This is a genomic window from Streptomyces thioluteus (assembly GCF_039535865.1).
This window is the reverse complement of record NZ_BAAAXZ010000043.1, coordinates 1-12,197: the sequence shown is the minus strand read 5'-3', so window position 1 is coordinate 12,197 and position 12,197 is coordinate 1. Positions and strand designations below refer to the sequence as shown.

The window sequence follows — 12,197 nt, the reverse complement described above, 5'->3', positions numbered from 1 at the left end:
GTGGGCCGTTCCTGTGGCGGCAGCCGTGGGCCCGGTCTCCGCCGGGCCGGGGACCTCGCGCCACAGGGCCGCGTACGCGGTGAAGCGGCGTACGCGGCAGTGGGCGCAGGTGGCGACGCCGGGCACCACCACCCACGTGGTGTGAACGCACGTCTCCACGTCAGTGCATCCAGCGCTGGTGGCGTCCCATGGTGACGATCCAGCCCTGCGCGGCGGTGCGGTTCCCTTCGCGGGTGGCGGCGTGGAAGGCGTCTTTGATGCGGCGGCATTCGGTGCAGGGGACGGGGGGTGGGGGTGGGAGTTGGGGCATGGGTGATGCGGCCATGGGGGCACCCCTTCGGGTCGGCAATCACTGGATGTGGCAACAGGATTGCCACTCGGGAGTACGCTCCGGAAGCATTTGATGTCCCAACCTCATGCTGGGAATTGGGAGGGCTCCATGCCGCGCCGGGCACGCAAACTCACACCTGGGCGATCGGCCCGTCACCTGTTCGGAGCGGAGCTCCGGCGGCATCGTAAGCAGGCCGGGATGAGCCTGGAGAAGCTCGCTACGGTCGTCCCGTACAGCCGCAGCCATCTGTCGCGCATCGAGACTGCCGAGTACATGCCGCCTCCCGACCTACCCACGCTGCTGGACGCGGCATTCGGCTCCGGCCAGTTGTTCCGACGTCTCTACGAAATCGCTCAGCACGAGGCCCATCCGGACGAGTACCGGCGTTTTATGGAGGCGGAGGCAAGGGCACGCAGGATCCAGAGCTACGCGGGTTGCTTCATTCCGGGGCTGATCCAGACCGAGGACTACACGCGGACCCTGTTTCGCACCCATGCCCCGGACCGCCCTGCGGGCGAGACGGAACGGATGGTGTCCCGCCGGATGGCCAGGCAAGCGCTGCTTCGCAGCGGCACACCGCCCCATACCTGCTACCTCATCGACGAGGCCGTTCTTCGACGCCCCGTCGGCGGAACCCGAATCTGGCGGGATCAGCTGGGAGCTGTGGCCGATCTGGCCGACGACTCCGCGGTTGCGGTGCACGTGCTCCCCTTCTCCCACGGGGAACACGCCCTGATCGGCGGGCATTTAGGCCTGTTCACCTTGCCGAACGGTACGGTGCTCGCCTTCGAGGAGAGCATCACCATGTGCAGGGCCCAGGAGTCTCCGAACAAGGCCAAGCGCCTCCGCGAGGCCTACCAAGAGCTGTGCGCATCCGCCCTGCCGCCGCAGCAAAGCGCAGCGTTCATTCGTGCTGTCATGGACGAGCTTCCGTCATGAGCCGGGACCGGAGGCGCCCGCGCCTCCGCCCTGAGGACGGATGGGGTCCGGGGCCTCCCCGGGAAACGGTGAAAGGGCGGGGCCGGGGCACAACTCCTCCCGGGCCCCAGCCCTTCGGCAACGACCGGCTACGAGGCGACCCGCCTCAGAACCCTTCCTCCCGCACCCACTCCGCCAGCACCTTCGCGCAGCCGTCCACCGACTCCTGCCACGTCTGCCCGGCCCCGGCCCCCGCCTCGTCGCTCACGTGCTTGATCAGGCGGATCGGGACGTCCGCCCGTCGGGCGACCGTGACGAGCGCGTAGCCCTCCATGTCCACCAGCTGCGCATGCTGCGCCAGTCGCGCCCGCGCCGACTCGTCCGCGACGAACAGGTCGCCCGTGGCCAGCGTCGGGCCGGTGCCCTCGCTCACCGTGAGGGCGTCGCCGTACGTCCGGCCGGTCAGCGCCTTCAGCACCGGAGTGTCGATGTCGTGCTGGATGACCTGCGCGATCTCGTGCGTCCCCAGCCAGCCGGACTCCAGCGCGCCCGCCGTGCCGAGGTTGAGGATCTCGGAGGGGCGGTCGCCCCGCGCCAGGACCGTCGCCAGCGAGGCCGCCGCGTTGACCTTGCCGATTCCCGTGAGCAGCACGGGGAGGTCCGTGTCGAGGTGGGCGGCCTCCTCCTGGACGGCCAGGACGAGGAGGGGGCGGTCGGGGGTGACGGTTCCGGTGAGACGCATGCGGTCCATCATCGCAGGGACGCGATCAACGCCCGAGCGGCCTGATCTCGGACTCCGGCGGGGCGGTGAACTTCACCGGGGCGCCGAAGTCCTTCAGGACCATCACGTTGTGGGCCTTGGCGCCGCTGACGCCCATCCACTGCTCGAGGCGGACGACCCGCCCGGCCTTGTTGATCCACAGGTCGCAGTCGATCTGCTCCATGCCCTTGGTCCGCATGTTGTCGTAGAGCTTCACATCGGCCTTGCGGACCTGTTCCCGGGTGAGCGTGCCGGAAAGCCGGTGGGCGGGCTGTCCACCCTGTACCTCGACGCCCTTGCGGGCGGAAGGACCCAGGTCGAGCATCATGCGCGTGTACTTGTCGAAGTCCTGGGCAGCGCCCTGTGAACCGCCCGCAGGCATCCTCGCCCAGCCTCCGCCGGTGTTGAACTGCCCGAGCTTCCCACGGCCGTAGGCGCCCTCCGGGGTGGCGAGCATCTCCATGTCGACGGCCTGGTCGGCCGGGACGTCCGACACCGTGCGCATGCGCACCTTCATGCCCGTCGGCGCGTTGAGGTTGCCCCGGCCGGACATGGTCATCGCGAGCCTGGAGCCGAGGTAGGTCTCCGTGTCCATCTGCGCGGAGTACGGCGCCGGGTCGGCCTTCCGGACGGCTTCCCCGACGTCGAAGCCGTCGGCCGGGGCGGACGAGGCAGACGACGAGCCCTTCACCGCACCGGCCACTCTCTCCGTCTTCCCGGAGCCGCACCCTCCGAGCGTGACGACCGCCGCCGTCACGGCGGCAGCTGCGACAACACCGGCACGTCGTATGCGCATGAAGGGTTCTCCTGGGGATCACGGCGGGGGACGCGCCATCTTCGCCCAGGGAACGTATACGACACAAAGTGATTTGGCGTCACACAAATCCCTCAGTTCAGAAAGCCGTTGATCAACTCCAGCCACTCCCCCGGCCGCTCCGCGAACGGCAGGTGCCCGCTCTCCAGCTCGGCCCACTCCGCCCCCGGGATGCCGTCCGCCAGTTCCCGGTGGAGGCGCGGCGTCACGAGCGAGTCGTACGCCGTGGAGATCACGAGCGTGGGCACCCGGATCCCGGCCAGGTCGGCCGTCACGTCTACGCGTTCGGCCAGCTCCACATGGTCGTCCGTGCCCGGCGGAACCGTCGCCGCCGCCTGCTTCAGGGCCGCGTCGAGGGCGTCCTGCGGGACGGCGTCCAGCGCGGGCGCGCCCATCCCGAGCAGGGAGACGTACGCGGCCAGCTTCGCGTGGCCGTCGTCCTCGGCGAGCAGTTCGCGCCACAGCCGCGCCGCGAGGCGGAAGCGCGGGTTGGGGCGGGCGAAGCCGGCGGTGAGGACGAGGCCGGTGACGCGCTCGGGGTGCCGGGCCGCGATCCGTACGGCGACGGCCGAGCCCAGGGAGTAGCCGCTGACGGCGAACGTCTCGACGCCCTCCTCGTCGGCGGCGGCCACGAGCCCGTCGGCCAGCCCGTCCAGGGTGAGCGGGACGTCGGAGCGCGGGGTGCGGCCCGTACCGGGGAAGTCGGGTCCGACGACGGTCCGGTGCGCGGCCAGGCCGTCCATGACCGGGCCGTAGTTGGCGTCGATGCCGCCGCCCGCGCCGTGGGCGAGCAGCAGACCGGGGCCGGTGCCACGGACGATACGGCCGAAGGAAGAAGTGATCTCTGCGGAAGTCATGGCAGGACGCTAAAGCCTGACACAGATGTCAGAGTCAACCCGAGCCCCGTGCCCGCACCGCGTCCCGCGCCACCGCCGTCAGCCACGCCTCCGCGTCGGCGATCAGCAGCAGGTCGGCGGTGGAGGTGCGGTCCGCGACGCGGAGGGGGCCGGAGGTGTGGGCGGGGTTGGGGTCGGAGAGCGGGCCGGGCCGTGCGGGACGGGCCAGCGCGCCCGCCGAGCGGACGCACTCCCCCGCCACGCGCTCGGCGAGGGCGGCCAGTTCGGCGGCGGCCTCCGGCGGGGGCGGGTCGTGGGCGCCGTGCCGGTGGCGGCCGAGGAGCAGGGCGCCGCCGGTGACCACGGCGTACCCGGCGAGCATGTACGCGCCCCAGGGCGGGTCGGTGGAGCGGTGCTGCCGGGCGGCGCGCTCGCCGCTGTACTCCAGGTGCGTCGCCTGGGCGAGGAGCATGGCGCGGCGGGCCGGGAGCAACGCGTCGGACCCGTCGTCGCGGACGGTGTGGCACAGCAGCCCGGCCACCTCCCGGCATCCGGCGGCGGCGCGGACGAGGAACTCGCCGACGTCGTCGCGGAGTTGTCCGTACGCGCCGCGCGGCCAGGCGAGCAGCCCGGCCGCCGCGCCGATGAGGCCGCCGACGACGACGTTGACGAAGCGGAGCGCGGGCAGGTCCCAGCCGGGGTAGGCGACCTGCCCGAAGAGGACCATGAAGGCCAGGGTCATGACCGCCTGGGTCCACATCGGTCCGGCGACGGCGCCGAAAGCGAAGCCGACCAGGAAGACGACGGGCGTCAACAGCGCATAGACGAGGGGGCGTTCGCCGACCGCCTCCAGCATGCCGACGGCGACCAGGGCGCCGAGCGCGGTCCCGGCGAAGGCCGGCACCAGGGCGGCGCGGGTGTCGGCGGCGGAGGTGCGCATCAGGCTGAGCGTGGCGAGCAGCACCCAGAAACCGTGCGGCAGGCTCAGCGCCCCGGCGACGAGCCGGGCGCAGGCCAGGGCGGCGGCGATGCGCAGGGCGTTGCGCAGGAGAACGGAGCGCGGGGTGAGGTGGACGGACAGCCGGCGCCACCACCAGACGGCGGAGGGGACGGTGGCGTAGGCGAACGGCCCGGTGGTACGGCGCCAGTCGGCGTCGAGGCGGTCGCCGAGCGCGATGCAGGCGGCCTGCCGGGCGACGAGCACGCCTTCGGCGACGGCGCGGACGGCGGCGTCCTGGCGCAGCCGCTCGGGAGAGGGCGTGCCGACGATGCGGCGCGCCCTCTTCCCGTCGAACGCGCCCACGGCGTCGGCGAGTTCGTCCACGGCTCCGGTGACGGTCGGCGAGCCGGAGCGCAGGGCCTCGGCGGTGTGCCGGAGGGTCGTGGCGGAGAGGTGGAGCAGGTGGGGCGGCGTCGGCGTCGGGTTCGTGGGCGTCTACGGCCACGCCGTCGAGCCGGGTGCGGACGTGGCCGACGGCCGCGCGGGTGTGGTTGAGGCCGCGGTCGCGCAGGGAGACGGAGGCGGGGCGGGAGTCGGGCGGGATGCGGGAGAGGAGGGTGGTCTCCAGGGCGCGGTCGGTCTCCAGCCCGGCTTCCCGGACGGCGGCCGGGTCGCCGTCGGCGCCGAGGAGACGTGCGGTGGCGGCGCAGTAGTCCGCCAGCGCGGCCGTCGCGTCGGCGAGGAAGGTGCGGTACGGGACGGGGAGCGGGTCGCGCCACAGCAGCAGGTCCACGGCGACGGTGAGCAGGAAGCCGATCGTGAGACCCGCGAGGCGGTCGCCCAACTGGCCCGGGACGTACGGCGGGAAGCACGGCAGCACGTAGTACAGCTGGAGCGCGGCGGCCACGGCGGCCGGGCGGGGGCCGCCGGCGCTCAGGAAGGAGACCACGAAGCCGACGGCGAACAGGCCGAGCGCGGCCGTCCAGTCGTGGGCGGCGAGGAGGGTGCCGGCGGTGACGGCGAGCAGGCCGGCGGGGAGGGTGAGGAACAGGGTGCGGGCCCGCAGCAGGGGCGGGCCGGGCAGTTTGCAGAAGAGGACCAGGGGCAGGGCGCCGAAGACGGCGAACATCGCCATGGTCTGCCGGTGCAGGGCGTAGTTCAGGACGTAGAAGCCGGGGCAGCCGGCCAGGACCACCCAGACGGCGCGGCGTGCCGCCTGCGGCCCGTCGGGCTGCCGCAGCAGCCACTCGACGGGCCGGATCACGGGGCGCCGACGGGGCGGTGACGGCTCACACCGTCACCCTAAATGCCCCCTTTGCCGGCGCAACCCGGGCGGGCGGCCCGCTCGGCCGGCCGGGCCCGGGCCCCACGCGGAATCGTTTGTTCAGCGCGCCCCGAAGACCTGCGTCCACCGCGGACCGCCCGGCGCATGGTTGACGCCGACGCCGATCTCTTTGAAGGAGCAGTTGAGGATGTTCGCGCGGTGGCCGGAGCTGTGCATCCAGCCGTCCATCACGGAGGCGGCGGACTGCTGCCCGTACGCGATGTTCTCGCCGTACGTCGTCCACTGGTACCCGGCGGCCGTGACGCGGTCGCCCGGGCCCTTGCCGTCGGGGTTCGTGTGGTCGAAGAAGCCGCGGGCCGCCATGTCGTCCGAGTGCCCCTGGGCGGCCCGGGCGAGCTGCCCGTTGGGGGTCAGCGGCGAGCAACCCACCTTGGCGCGCTCGGCGTTGACGAGATCGGTGACCTGCTGCTCCAGCGGGCCGCCGGTCGCGGGGCGGGGGGTGGCCTTCGGCGTGGGCCGGGCCGTGCGCCCGGACGACGGGGTGGGCCGGGCCGTGGCGGGGGTGGGGCTCGGGCGGTCCGCCTCGGCGGTCGGCTTCGCGGTGGGGGGATGCTTCTTCTCCCCCTTCGTCCCCTTGTCCTTCTCCTTGTCCTTCTTCTTCGGGGAGGCGGAGGGGGTGGCCCCGGGAGTCGCGGAGACGGTCGCCGTGCGGTCGCCCAGCGGCACCACCCGGCCCGCGTCGCTCGCGGCCAGGGTGCCGGGCTCGGTGACGGCGGGGTCGTCGCCGAAGAGGTACGGACCGCCGATCGCGACCGCACCCGGCCACGACGGCGAGGGCGGCGGCGCCGACGACGACCCGCCGGCCCTTCGCGGGGCGCCGGCGGACGCCCGGTGGCCGCGGCGCACCGGTGCGGAAGCCGCCGACGTCGCGGCCACGGACTCGGTGTGCAGCACCGTCGCACCGCCCCACCAGTGGAGCAGCGCACCCGTGACCGGGACGAGGCCGAGGCCGACGAGCAGGCCCTCGGCCGGGACGAGCGCCGACCAGGCGCCGCCGCAGGCGGCACAGGTGCGCGCGTGGCGGGCGACGCGCTTGCGCCACAGGGCGGAGGGGACGCCGTCCCAGGGGGCGACGAGGGCGGCGAGTTCGGGGCAGCGCGGGGTGACGGCCAGGGCGCGGACGACGCCGCGGGCGGTGTCGAGCCGCTCCTTGATGCGCTGGACGCGGACGGCGGTGTGCTGCGGGGTGAGGCCGAGTGCGGCGGCGACCTCGGCGCGGCTCAGCTCGCCGGCGGCCTCCAGCCACCACAGCGAGAGGACCTCGCGCTCGCCGTCGTCGAGCCAGCGGGTCGCCTCGGCGACCTCCCGGCGCTGGCCCTCCAGGCCGAGCCGGGTGATGGTCACGGCCACGAAGTCGGACGCCGGGTCGGGCACCTCGGCCGGCCGGTCGCCGGGTGTTCTCGGGGCGCTTCTCGCGCCAGTGCGTCCGTATCTGATTGGTGGTGATGGCGACCAGCCAGGAGCGGAAGCCGGCGGGGTCGCGGAGGTCGCCCAGGCCGTTGACGACGCGGAGCATCGTCTCCTGGACGACGTCGTCCACGTCCGCGTGGCCGCCCAGGGCCCGGCCGACGATGTTGTAGACGAGCGGCAGGCAGGCGGCGACGAGTTCGTCCTGCGCCGCCGTGTTTCCGGCCCGCGCCGCCCTCGATCCGGGCGGCGTCGATCTCGGTCCTCACGCCTTACGCACCTCTCTTCGTTGGTTGCCGGCTCGGTGGCCGACTCCTAGGAGACGGAGGAGCACGGGACCGGATAACAGAAATTCCGAAAACTTTTCGGGGAGCGTACGGGTCCGGGGACGATGGACGCGGAGCGCCCCCGTCGTCCGGAATCAGACCATCCGGAACGTAAGCTCGGACCCATGCCCTGGCTGAGCGCGCTCAAAGACACCGCCCGCTCCGGGCTGACCGTCGAGCGGGCCACGCTCGAACCCCTCGTCACCCTCCGCGCGGCCGCGGCATCGCCCTGGTCATGGCGCTGATGCTCGCCTTCGGCACCCGGCGCTCGCCGTCTCCTCCGCCTCGGCGCGTTCGCCGCCGGGCTCGCGACGTTCCAGCGGAGCTGGCGGCCGCGGCCGGTGCTGGCCCTCGGCGTGGCCGTGGGGCTGGCCGCCAGCACCTTCCTCGGCTACCTGGCCGCGTACAGCCACGTCGTCTTCGTCCTCCTGCTCGCCACCTGGACGCTGCTGGCGGGCATGGCGTGGGCCGTCGGCCCGGTCTCCGGGCTGGTGGCCACGCAGACCGTGGCGGTCATGCTGGTCACCGTCACCCTGCCCACCTCCGTCGCGGGCGCGGCCGCGAACGCCGCGCTGATCGCCTTCGGCGGCGTCGTCCAGGCGCTGCTCATCGTCCTGTTCCCGATCAGACCCTGGGCCGGCAGCGGGACGCGCTCGCCGACGCGCTCGCCGCCGAGGCCGACTACGCGCGCCCGGCTGCGCCACGACCCCACGGCCCGCTTCGATCCGCAGCCGCTGATGGAGGCCCGCAGCGCCGCGAACTCACGCCGCGTCAGGCCCGCAACCGCCCCCGCCCAGCTCGGCGGCCCGCGCGGGCTGGCCGAGCGGCTGCGGCCGGTGCTGGCGGCGCTCGCCGACACGGTGGTCGGGGGCGCCCGCCGAGGGGCCGGAGCGCGACCGGGCCCGCGACCTGCTGGGCGCGGCGGCGAGCGTGCTGGACGCCGTCGCCCGCGCGATCCGCTGGGGCCGTCCCGTCCGGCTGCCGCCCGAGGCGCTGGCCGTGCTCCAGGTGCCCGAGGAGGGCCCGGTGCTCTCCGGCGCGGCGCGGCGCTCCGCGTACCGGCTGATCGCGCTGCTCGGCGACGTCGTCGACCAGAGCGACGAGCCGGTGCGGACGGCCCGCCGCTCCGGGGAGCACCGGCACCTGCTGCGGCCCAGCGTCCCCCGGCTCGTCCCCGTCGCCCTGCGGGCCGTCCGGCGCGATGGCCCGGTGGTCGTCGCCGGTCGGCCGGCACGCCGTCCGCGTCGCGGTCGTGGCGTCCGTCGGGTACGTGCTCGGCACCGCGCTGCCGCTCGGCCACGGCTACTGGGTGCCCATGGCCTCGGTGATGATCATGCGCCCGGACTTCGGGCAGACCTATTCGCGCGGGGTCGCCCGGTTCGTCGGCACGCTCGTCGGCTGTGCTCCTGGGCGCGGGGCTGGCCGCGCTGCTGCACCCGGGCCCGTACGTGTGCGCGGCGCTGGCGGTGGTCTGCGTCGGGCTGCTGTACCTGCTGATGGCCACCGGCTACATCGTGGCCTCGGCGTGCATCGGCGCGTACGTCGTCTTCCTGCTGGGCATCGTCGGCGAGGGCTGGTCGCAGACCGTGGAGGCCCGGGTGGCGCTGACGCTGCTGGGCGGGCTGCTGGCGATGGCCGCCTACGCGATGTTCCCGGTGTGGGAGACCGCGCGGCTGCGCGACCGCCTCGCCGACTGGCTGGAGACCAACGGCGCGTACGCCCTCGCCGTCCTCGACGCGTACGCCCGCCCCGCCGAGCACCGCCCGCGCCGGGTGCGGGACACCCTGCTCGACTCCCGCGCGGCGCGCACGACGTGGGAGGAGACGGCGGAGCGGGCCCTCAAGGAGCCCGTGCGGCACCGGGGTCTGTCCCGTACCGCCGAGCGCGCGGCGGACACGGCGCTGGCCACGATGGGCCGGGTGACGATGCTGATGGAGGCCCACACCCCGGACCGCGACGCCCAACCGTCGCCGTACGCCGGGAAGTTCGCGGACGCCTGCGCGACGCCCTGCCGGACGCGGTGGCCGCGGTGCGGGAGCGGCGGGCGCCGGACTGGCGGGGGCCGCGCGCGACGATCGCCGACTGGTACGCGGCCGAGGGCGACCGGGGCGTGGCGGTGCGCGGCGCGGAGCTGCTGGTGGACGCGCTCGACGAGCTGGGCGGCGGCGCTGTCGCCGGGGCCGGGCGGGCGCAACCGGGCGGCGCGGCGCGCCTGATCACCGTCTCAGGAGACGAACAGCCGGTCCAGGTGCCGTTCCAGCAGCTCCAGCGCCTCGTCGGGGGTGATCACTTCCAGCAGGGCGGAGCTCGTCAGCCCGTCCGTGAGCGCGATCAGCAGCATCGCCTCGGTGTCCGGGTCGAGTCCGGGCACGGCGTCGCCGCTCCCGACGGCCTGCCGGAACTGGCCGGCGAAGAAGGCGCGCAGCGCCGGCTGCCCCTCCTGCGCGTGGCGGCGCAGCCGCTCGTCGCCCAGCGCCCGGATGAAGTAGGCGATGCCGACCAGGAGTCCGGTGCGGGACTCGTCGTCCAGCGGCAGCATCCCGGCGGCGCACTCGCGCAGGATCGTACGCGGGGTGGGTTCCTCGGGCAGGGCGGTGATCCGGCGGCGGATGCGCTCCTCGCCGAGGCTGCTGATGTGCTCCAGAGCGAAGACGATCATCTCGTCCTTGCCGGCGAAGTAGTGCTGGAGCTGGCCGAGCGAGATGCCGGCCTCGGCGGCCACGTCCCGCAGGCTCGCGCCCTCAGGCCGCGGGTGTGGCGATGCGCCACAGCGCCCCGCGATCAGGCGGCGCCAGTCTCCTCGTGCGTCCACGCGCTTGGGCAGTCCGCGGCCGCCACACTCTCCCTTTCCCGGAACCATTTTCCGGACCCGTTTTGCAAGTCGAACGTATTGGCATACCTACCGGGCAGGATCAATACGAACGACTTGAAAAGAAGCGGGGGAACCACGCGATGACCGATGACCCGGACCCGACTGCGGCCACGCGCCACCGCGTCGACCCCCGCGCCGCCGCTGGTGGGCGTCAGGGCTGTGCTGCGCCGTCACCGGTCCGCTGCTGCTCGCGGCCGCGGCGCTGCTGGTGCTGTCCGCGCTGTTCTTCCGGCGCCCTGCGTGGCTCGCCCCGTCGGCACTGGCGCCTCGTCGCGCCGCCGCGCTCTCTACCAACTGGCCATGCCCGCCTGGCGCTAACCGCGTCCAACGCCTGGGAGGTCGGCGAGTCCGCCGTCTACACGCGAGCGGCTGGTTCCTCCAGCGGCGCCGCACATCGCGCCGCTCTCCCGGGTGCAGACCGTGACACGGAGATCGGCCCGCTCCAGCGGCGCTACGGGCTCGCCACCGTCACCGTCACCACCGCCTCCAGGCGCCGCGCCGTGAAGATGCTCTCAGACCCGGGACTGGCCGAGGAGCGACGCGCGGGGCCATGGCCGAGCGTCGTCGCCGAGGCGGCCCGTCACCGTACGGGAGGACGCCGCGCGTGAACGCGCCCCGGCACACGGGCGGTTGGCGCCGCCTCGACCCCGCACCCCGCTCGCCCACGCGCCTGGCTGGGCGGCCCCGCTCGGCTCGCTCGCGCTCACCGCGCTGGCCACCGGCGGACACCTGGGCACAGGGCCTGGACCACCCTCGCGATCATCGCCGCCGTCTTCGCCACGATCACCGCTGCCGACGCCCTGATCCTGGCGCTTCACGCACGCTACCGCGTCACCGCCGAGGCGATCGAGCTGCGCACCGGACTGGTCACCCGGCGGGTCCGCGCCGTCCCCCTGCACCGCGTCCGCAACGTCGACCTCACCGCCAACCCCGTCCAACGGCTCCTCGGCCTGGTCGTCCTGCGCGCCCGGCACCGGCGGGCACAGCGGCGAGCTGAAGCTGGAGGCGCTGGGGCCGGACCGGCGCGGAGCGGCTGCGCCGCGAACTCCTCGCCCGCGCCGGGTCGGTGGACGCGGCCGAGGCCCCGTCCTCTCCACCGCCGACCCGCGCTGGCTGCGCTACGCGCCGCGTCACCTTCTGGGTGTTCGGCGGCGTCCTCGCGAGCGCGGGGGCGGTGTGGCGGGCGCTCGACGGGATGGGGATCGAGCCGTGGCGGGTCGGCGCCCGTGCGCGGGCGTTCGACGCGTTCGGCCGGGGCGCGCTGTGGCTGACGATCCCGGCGGGACTGCTGGTCGTCACCGTGCTCGGGGTCGTGGGGCGCGGTGGGCCCTCTACGCCGAGAACTGGTGGCGGCTACCGGCTGGAATGGTCCGACGACGCGACCCTGCGCGTCCGGCACGGCCTCTTCACGACCCGGTCCGTCTCGATCGAACGGACCCGGCTGCGCGGGTCGTCCTGCGCTGAACCGCTGCTGACCTCCGGTCCGGCGGCCGGCGCGTCGGTACGGCCGTCGCGAGCGGACTCGTGGCACACCGCGAGGAGAACCGCAAGCGCAGCATACGTCCTGCCGCCGCGCCGCAGTTCGGAGGCGGTACGGGTCGAGCACGGGAGTGTGGGCGAGGCGGTGGAGACGGACGGGCTGCGGCGC

The 12,197-nt window shown here is 74.2% G+C and carries 11 protein-coding genes and 4 pseudogenes; 7 read left to right on the top strand and 8 right to left on the bottom strand.

All coding sequences use genetic code 11. The features are described 5' to 3' along the window. Positions 1-13: 13 nt before the first annotated feature. Positions 14-145, top strand: a complete 132-nt coding sequence (locus tag ABD794_RS05890; protein WP_344961286.1) for a hypothetical protein — start codon at positions 14-16, stop codon at positions 143-145. Positions 146-160: 15 nt separating this feature from the next. Here ABD794_RS05890 and ABD794_RS05885 read toward each other — a convergent pair whose 3' ends face one another. Beyond that, complete coding sequence (locus tag ABD794_RS05885) at positions 161-325, bottom strand: hypothetical protein (protein ID WP_344961284.1); 165 nt, start codon at positions 323-325, stop codon at positions 161-163. 78 nt (positions 326-403) lie between these two features. On the opposite strand from ABD794_RS05885, the gene ABD794_RS05880 reads away from it, so the two are divergent. After that, complete coding sequence (locus tag ABD794_RS05880; protein ID WP_344961282.1) at positions 404-1,270, top strand: helix-turn-helix domain-containing protein; 867 nt, start codon at positions 404-406, stop codon at positions 1,268-1,270. Positions 1,271-1,415: 145 nt separating this feature from the next. On the opposite strand, the gene ABD794_RS05875 is transcribed toward ABD794_RS05880, so the two are convergent. From ABD794_RS05875 to ABD794_RS05860, 4 genes are all read right to left on the bottom strand, one after another. Next, positions 1,416-1,991, bottom strand: coding sequence for a nucleosidase (locus tag ABD794_RS05875; RefSeq protein WP_344961280.1), 576 nt, complete (start codon positions 1,989-1,991; stop codon positions 1,416-1,418). A 25-nt stretch (positions 1,992-2,016) separates the two neighbouring features. After that, the gene (locus ABD794_RS05870; RefSeq protein WP_344961278.1) at positions 2,017-2,805 is read right to left on the bottom strand and encodes an SCO4651 family lipoprotein; all 789 of its coding nucleotides are present in this window, start codon (positions 2,803-2,805) and stop codon (positions 2,017-2,019) included. A 92-nt stretch (positions 2,806-2,897) separates the two neighbouring features. Further along, positions 2,898-3,680: an alpha/beta fold hydrolase gene (locus ABD794_RS05865; RefSeq protein ID WP_344961276.1), complete on the bottom strand. Its 783-nt coding sequence runs from the start codon at positions 3,678-3,680 to the stop codon at positions 2,898-2,900. 34 nt (positions 3,681-3,714) lie between these two features. Beyond that, positions 3,715-4,983 (bottom strand): FUSC family protein, encoded by a 1,269-nt coding sequence (locus ABD794_RS05860; RefSeq protein ID WP_344961274.1) that lies wholly within the window; start codon positions 4,981-4,983, stop codon positions 3,715-3,717. Between the two features lie 7 nt (positions 4,984-4,990). Between ABD794_RS05860 and ABD794_RS05855 the strand changes: the two genes are divergently transcribed. Then, positions 4,991-5,884: a hypothetical protein gene (locus ABD794_RS05855; RefSeq protein WP_344961272.1), complete on the top strand. Its 894-nt coding sequence runs from the start codon at positions 4,991-4,993 to the stop codon at positions 5,882-5,884. Positions 5,885-5,983: 99 nt separating this feature from the next. Here ABD794_RS05855 and ABD794_RS05850 read toward each other — a convergent pair whose 3' ends face one another. Both ABD794_RS05850 and ABD794_RS18625 read right to left on the bottom strand, forming a co-directional pair. Further along, on the bottom strand, positions 5,984-7,318 hold the full coding sequence (locus tag ABD794_RS05850; RefSeq protein WP_425585936.1) for a CAP domain-containing protein: 1,335 nt from the start codon (positions 7,316-7,318) through the stop codon (positions 5,984-5,986). An 82-nt stretch (positions 7,319-7,400) separates the two neighbouring features. Next, a pseudogene (locus ABD794_RS18625) lies at positions 7,401-7,502 on the bottom strand (RNA polymerase sigma factor); the annotation flags it as partial. Positions 7,503-7,802: 300 nt separating this feature from the next. Between ABD794_RS18625 and ABD794_RS18620 the strand changes: the two are divergent. Then, a pseudogene (locus ABD794_RS18620) lies at positions 7,803-9,893 on the top strand (FUSC family protein). 8 nt (positions 9,894-9,901) lie between these two features. Here ABD794_RS18620 and ABD794_RS05835 read toward each other — a convergent pair. Further along, complete coding sequence (locus ABD794_RS05835; RefSeq protein WP_344961269.1) at positions 9,902-10,399, bottom strand: TetR/AcrR family transcriptional regulator; 498 nt, start codon at positions 10,397-10,399, stop codon at positions 9,902-9,904. A 230-nt stretch (positions 10,400-10,629) separates the two neighbouring features. Here ABD794_RS05835 and ABD794_RS05830 point away from each other — a divergent pair, with 230 nt between their 5' ends. The 3 genes and pseudogenes from ABD794_RS05830 to ABD794_RS05820 form a co-directional block, all read left to right on the top strand. Further along, the gene (locus ABD794_RS05830; protein WP_344961267.1) at positions 10,630-11,157 is read left to right on the top strand and encodes a hypothetical protein; all 528 of its coding nucleotides are present in this window, start codon (positions 10,630-10,632) and stop codon (positions 11,155-11,157) included. A 66-nt stretch (positions 11,158-11,223) separates the two neighbouring features. Then, a pseudogene (locus ABD794_RS05825) lies at positions 11,224-11,451 on the top strand (hypothetical protein); the annotation flags it as partial. 164 nt (positions 11,452-11,615) lie between these two features. Continuing rightward, positions 11,616-12,197 (top strand): annotated as a pseudogene (locus tag ABD794_RS05820) (PH domain-containing protein); the annotation flags it as partial.